Genomic DNA, 5,983 nt, shown 5'->3' with positions numbered 1-5,983 from the left:
CACCACCCGGATCCGGTCCACGGTAGGGTTGAAGTCGAAGCCAATGCGGGCGCCAGTGCCTCCCAGCGGCATCGACACGGCCGCCGTGCCCACCGGCGTGGCCGTGCCCGTCGTCAGGCTGATAACGTAGAGCCGGCCGGTCTGGGCCGCGGCGTCGTAGCCCAGGGCAAACAGCTCCCCGGTGTTGGGCCGGAAATCGAGGCCGACGATGGTCTGGCCGCTGTTGATACCCGTGATGGCCGTGTTGCTCAGCGCAACGGTCGGCGCGGTGGCGTTAAAGGCAATCAGGGTGTTGGTGCCGGTCAGGCCGTACACGGTCTGGGCGGCGGCGGGCAGGGCGGTGGCTCCGGCCAGCAGGGTTCCGAGGGCAGCGCTGCGCAGCGCCGTACTCCAGCGAGTAAAGGTAGTTTTCATCAAGGTCGGGGTTGGGTAAGCTGAAGAATACATGGATTGCAGAGAGTTACGCGCCCTAGGGAAAGACGGATTGTATTAACTGAATATTTAATCTGGTTTTAATTCAAGCCGCCGCCGAGTAAGTACCACTCTGGCAACAAAAAAGCCGCTTCGTCTGGAGCGGCTTTTCTTAGGTGAACTGGGCGCTGGAGCGCGGCGGCTACCACGGTACAGGCTTACCCTGCCAGGTCACGAAGCTGCCGTTTTCCTCGGCGTGGAGCTGGTCGGTGAGGCGGATAATGCCCCTGGCCGAGTCGGCGGGTAGCAGCGCCGCGCCGGTACCGCCCATGTCGGTGCGCATCCAGCCCGGGTCTACCATAATGGAGACGATGTCGTCGTGGCCGGCCTCGGCGGCCAGCGTGCGCATATACATGTTCATGGCCGCCTTGCTGGCGCTGTAGTGGTACTGGCTGCCGGAGGCTTTGAGCGTGAGCGAGCCCAGGCCGGTCGAGATGCTCACAATGCGGCTCTTGCGGCCCTTGCGCAGCAAATCCAAAAACTGCTGGGTGACCAGCAGCGGCCCCACGGCGTTGGTGGCCAGCACCTGCATGGCATCCGCGTAGCGCAGCTGGCCCAGGCGCTGAGTGCCGGGGTCGTCGCCGACGCCGGCGCCGGGGTGGCCGGGCAGAATCCCGGCATTGTTGACCAGAATGTCCAGGGCCTCTGTTTTGGCCGCCACCGCGGCGTGGGCAGCGTGCAGGGAATCTTCACTGGTCACGTCGAGGGCCAGCAGGGTGAGCTGGTCGGGGTACTGGCTTTGCAGACTTTGCAGGTCGGCGGCCGAGTCGGGCTGGCGGGAAGCGGCAAACACCTGGTCGCCGCGCTCCAGGTACTGGCGGGTGAGTTCGAGGCCCAGGCCGCGGTTGGCACCGGTGATGAGGACGCGTTTCATAAGGCGAAAGAGAGGAGTGTGGTAGGTGGGTTGAAACCGAAGTTTACTGAAATAAAACCCGGTTTTGGGCAGCCGGCTCGGGCTTTAGCCAAAAAAACCGTCCGGGAACGTTCCCAGCCGGCATTTTTGAGCCAGTGCTCCGGATGGCCAGCCGGGCGGCCGCCCCTACTGGAAAACCAGTATTTTGGGGATCGAAGCCGACATTAGCTGGGGAGAGCCATTCTTCGAAAGGGTTTATGCGCTAAGTTGCGGCACCTTTTCGGCCGGGGCTGGCTATCCTGCCGGACCGAGAGGCGAGACACCCTATGCTTGTTACTACGCTTTTGGTGGTGGGGGCCCAGCTGCTCTCCGGGCCGGTCCCGACCGCGCCCCCGGCCAGTGATACGACGCGCCTGGTGCGGGGCTTTATGAACCAGCAGTTTGCCTGGGGCACCCTCGTCTTGCGCGACGGCCGCCGCCTGCAGGCCTACCTGCCGGCCACCACCACCGGGGTCGACATGATGGTGCCCTACTACGTGCTGCCGCCCGATGCCCAGCCCAAATCCAAGCCCAAGCTGCTGGCCATCAACAAAGTGAAGTGCATGCGGGTGCAAGGGCAGTATTCCGAGCTGCTGACGCCGGATAAAAACGAAATGCCCCGGCTGGCAGCCCGCCGGCAGGCCGGGGCCGTAGAGCTGTTTTTGGTGCAGATGACTGCCCCGCCGCTGGTGGCAACGTACCTGGGCTCGGCGCCGGTACTGGGAGCCCCGGCCACCAGCGCGCCCGGCACGGCCGTGGCTTCGTGGTACCTGCGCCGCGGAACCGGGGTGCCGCTGCTGATAACGCCCGAAAATTTCACCAGCCAGGTGCCCGCCTTCCTGGCCGACGACAAGGAGCTGGCCGCCAAAGTTGCCGCCGGAGCGCCGGGCTGCCGGTTTGCCGACCTGGAAGCCATTATTCAGCGCTACAACCAGCGCCCCCGCCGCTAAAGCAGCTGGTACTCGGCCGCCAGCCGGATCAGCATGGCCGTGTTGTGGACGCCGAACTTGGTGAGCAGGTTGCGGCGGTGCGTCTCAATGGTCAGGGCGCTGACGAACAGCTGCTGGGCCATTTCCTGGCTGGTGAGTCCGCCCGCAATCAGGCCCAGCACTTCCCGCTCGCGGCGGGTGAGCAGGGGCCGCACGGCCGGGGTCGGCTCGGGCTGGAGCAGCAGCTCCTGGATTTCGTCGCTGAAGTACTTCTTGCCGGCCTGCACCCGGGTAATGGCTTCGGCCAGCTCTTCGGGTGACGCGTTCTTGAGCACATAGCCCGCGGCGCCCTCCTGCATCATGCGCGTCACGTAGCTTTTCTCCTGCAGGGTTGTCAGCGCCAGTACCTTCAGATTCGGGTGCGTTTCGGTGAGCTGCCGGCACACATCCACGCCGCTCTGGTCGGGCAGGTTGATGTCGAGCAGCACCACGTCGGGCTGGTGGGCGGCCACGGTGGCGTAGGCTTCGGCCGCGCTGGTGGCCGTGCCCACAACCGAAACAAAGTCTAGGGGCTGCAGCAGCGTTTGCAGGCCGGCCAGCAGCATGCGGTGGTCATCAACGAGTACTACCCGAATTGGCGTCATAAGCTAAGGAAGTGGTGGGGGAGGAAGCCGCCGATGCGACGGCGGGCAGGCGCAGCTCCAGGCTCACGGAAGTGCCCTGGCCCGGCTGGGACTGAACCTGCAGGTGGCCGCCCAGGTACTGGGCCCGCGCCTGCACGCTGCGCAGCCCCACCCCGGGCTTGTTGGTGGTGATATCAAAGCCCTGGCCATCATCTTCCACCACCAGGTGCAGCTCGTCGTCGTGCCGCATGAGTTGCACCAGAATCTGCCCGGCGCGGGCATAGCGCAGGGCATTGGTCAGCAGTTCCTGCACGATGCGGTAGAGCTCCACTTCGGTGGCCGGGGCCAGCCGGGGCGTCAGGCCGTGGGTGGTAAGCTGGACCGGCACGGCCCCGGCCTGCTGCACGGCCAGGCACAAATCGTGCAGAGCCGGAGCCAGTCCAAAGGAAAGCAGGGCCTCGGGCATCAGATTACGAGCCACCCGGCGCAGCTCGGCAATGGAGCTGTCGAGGTGGTCGATGGACTGCTCAAACAGCGGAGCCGACTCGGCCGGCAGCCCGCCCCGGGTGCGAATCGAGCTCAGGTACAGCTTTACGGCCGACAACATGCCGCCCAGCCCGTCGTGCAGGTCGCGGGCCACGCGGCGGCGCTCCTCGTCCTGGCCCTGCAGCATGGCCCGGGTGGTAAGCATCGTTTGTTCCTGCGCGCGCGCCCGCCGGGCCAGGCGCTGGCGGTAGCGCAGCAGGACCATGCCCAAGACCACCCCGACGGTCAGCAGGGCCAGTAAAATCAGGTAGATGGTGTTGAGCTGGCGCTGCTGGTTCAGAGCCACTTGCTGGGCTTCCTGCAGCTGGCGGGTGGCTTGCAGCTGCTGGGCCTGCTGGCGGGTGCGGTACTGGGTTTCGAGCTGGTTGATTTGCTCGCGCACGGCAGTGCCGGCGAGGGTGTCGCGCAGGCGCTGCCGCCGCTGGAAGTAGCGCAACGCCGACTGCCACTGGCCCGCGGCGTCTTCCACGCGCGTAAGCGCGTCCAGGTTTTCAAGCACCTGCTGCGGGTCGGCCAGCTGCTCGCTCAGCCCGAGGCTGCGCTGGAGCTGAGTCCGGGCCTGGGCCAGGTTGCCGGCCTGCGCCTCCAGCTGGCCCAGGCCCAGCAACACCTTGGCTTGGTAGCCCAGGGCGCCTTTTTGGGCCAAATGAGGCATGGCTTGCTCAAAGGCCCGCCGCGCCGCGGGCAACTGCTTAACTGCCAGTTGATACTGCGCCAGCGTGCCGTAGTACTCGCCGGTGTACAGGCTGCCCGGCCGGGCCAGGGGCCGGGCCGACTGCAAGGCCAGGTTCGCACTGTCCGGCCGGCCTTGGGCCAGGTGCCAGCTGGCCAGCTGCAGATACACGGGCAGCAACTCCGCCGCCGCGGGCGGGCCGGCTCCCAGCCGTACGGCCTGCCGCCAGTAGCGTGCGGCCTGGGCAGGCTGGCCCAGCACCTGAAAGCTGTTGCCCAGGTTGCAGTACACCGTGAGCAGGGTGCGGGAGTCGCGCAGGGACGTGAGCAGCGTAGCCGCCTGCAGGTAATAGCGGGCGGAGGCTTCGTACTGGCCCAGGTGGTCAGCCACGTTGCCGCGGTTGTTGGCAATAGAAGCCCGCAGCCGGCCCAGCCGCGGGGCGCCCGGGGTGCGTCGTTCCAGGGCGTCGGCGACACGCTGGGCCTGCTCCCCGTAGTAGGCGGCCGCGGCATTGTCGTGGCGGATGATGGCCAGGGTGCAGAGCTGCAGCCAGCCGTAGGCCGTCCCGTAGTCATAACCGCGGCGGCGGCTGAGCGTCAGGGCCTGGTGCGCGTACCGGCCGGCCTGGGCCGTGTCGGTAGCTGCCAGGGCGGCCGACAGGCGCAGGGCCGTTTTCACCCGGTCAGTGTCGGTGGGAGCCGTGCGCAGGGCGCGGACCAGACTGTCGGGCAGCTGCGGGGGAGGAGTGGCCGCCGCGGGCAGGCTCAAGGCCGCCAGCAGCAAGCCTGGGGCCAGGCGGCTGCGGGAGAATCGGGGCGTGCAAAGGAGGGAGAGCAGTGAAGCCATGCGGAGGCAAACATGCGGGCTATTTGGGGAAAAACCTGCGCTGGAAATGAAATTACTGGTTTTCCAGTAGAGGAAAATCCTGCTTTCCGGCGATTTCAGGACCGGTCAAGGGCCATGACCTTTGCAACAGTTCCTCCCCCTACTTCCTTTCCGGTCAACTCCTATGAAAAAGCCTTTCCTCTTCCTGTGTGCCAGCCTGCTGGGCCTGTCGACCAGCCATGCCCAGTGGGTCAGCCAACCCGTAGCCTTTAGCAGCACTACGTATTATCCGGCCTCACTACAGGCCGTCGACGCCTCGGCCGCCTGGGCCGTGGGCAGCAACCCGAGCGGCCTATTTACGCCCCAGGGCATCGGAACCCAGGAAGTGGCCCGCACCATCAACGGCGGGTCCGCCTGGCAAACCCGGACGGTGCCCGGCCTGGCCGCCGATGAAGTTCTGACTTCCCTGACGGCCCAAAGCGCCGCCGCGGCCTGGGTTACGACCATCGGCTCCACCCGCAGCCAGCTTCTGCGGACCACCGACGGCGGCACTACCTGGCAGCCTATGCTCACGCTGACCAGCGCCACGGCCGACCGCAGCCTGAACTACGTGGGCTTTTTTGACGCCACCCACGGCCTGTGCCTCGGCGACGCCGACAACGGTGACCGGCTGGTGCTGTACCTCACGGCCGACGGAGGCGCCACCTGGACGGCGAACCGCAGCCTGCCCCTGCTCACGGATGATGAATACCTGACGTCGGTGAGCCGCCCGGCCGTGGTGGGCAACAACATCTGGGTGTCTACCACCGCCTCCCGGGTGTTTCACTCCACTGACCGTGGGCTGACCTGGAGCGTGAGCGAGGTGCTGTCGGGGGCCACGTTCACACCCAACGGGCCCCGGGCCCTGGCTTTTGCCGATGCCCAGCACGGGCTGGCGCTGTTTTCCCGCACCGACGGCTTCACCGATAACGCTCCCCTGTACCAGACCTCCGACGGCGGGGCCACGTGGCAGACGGCGGCCTTT

Annotated in this window: 6 protein-coding genes; 2 read left to right on the top strand and 4 right to left on the bottom strand. The window is 66.5% G+C overall.

The annotated features are described in order from the left end of the window. The coding region (locus EWM57_RS20345; protein ID WP_242510161.1) for a DUF4394 domain-containing protein at positions 1 to 414 on the bottom strand (414 nt) is incomplete at its 3' end. Between the two features lie 199 nt (positions 415 to 613). Further along, a complete protein-coding gene (locus EWM57_RS20340; RefSeq protein ID WP_129923142.1) occupies positions 614 to 1,345 on the bottom strand; it encodes an SDR family oxidoreductase in 732 nt (243 codons plus the stop codon). A 305-nt stretch (positions 1,346 to 1,650) separates the two neighbouring features. Here EWM57_RS20340 and EWM57_RS20335 point away from each other — a divergent pair, with 305 nt between their 5' ends. Further along, positions 1,651 to 2,313: a hypothetical protein gene (locus EWM57_RS20335; protein WP_129923141.1), complete on the top strand. Its 663-nt coding sequence runs from the start codon at positions 1,651 to 1,653 to the stop codon at positions 2,311 to 2,313. Here the strand turns inward: EWM57_RS20335 and EWM57_RS20330 are convergent. Together EWM57_RS20330 and EWM57_RS20325 are read right to left on the bottom strand one after the other, a co-directional pair. Next, positions 2,310 to 2,936 (bottom strand): response regulator, encoded by a 627-nt coding sequence (locus EWM57_RS20330; protein WP_129923140.1) that lies wholly within the window; start codon positions 2,934 to 2,936, stop codon positions 2,310 to 2,312. The genes EWM57_RS20335 and EWM57_RS20330 overlap by 4 nt on opposite strands. Then, positions 2,908 to 4,980: an ATP-binding protein gene (locus EWM57_RS20325; RefSeq protein WP_129923139.1), complete on the bottom strand. Its 2,073-nt coding sequence runs from the start codon at positions 4,978 to 4,980 to the stop codon at positions 2,908 to 2,910. Before EWM57_RS20325 ends, EWM57_RS20330 begins: the two co-directional genes overlap by 29 nt. A 163-nt stretch (positions 4,981 to 5,143) precedes the next feature. Between EWM57_RS20325 and EWM57_RS20320 the strand changes: the two genes are divergently transcribed. Beyond that, positions 5,144 to 5,983 (top strand): WD40/YVTN/BNR-like repeat-containing protein (locus EWM57_RS20320; RefSeq protein WP_129923138.1); only part of this gene is annotated, 840 nt, incomplete at its 3' end.

The sequence above is a fragment of the Hymenobacter persicinus genome (assembly GCF_004167665.1).
GTDB lineage: Bacteria > Bacteroidota > Bacteroidia > Cytophagales > Hymenobacteraceae > Hymenobacter > Hymenobacter persicinus.
This window is presented reverse-complemented; position numbering and strand designations above follow the sequence as displayed.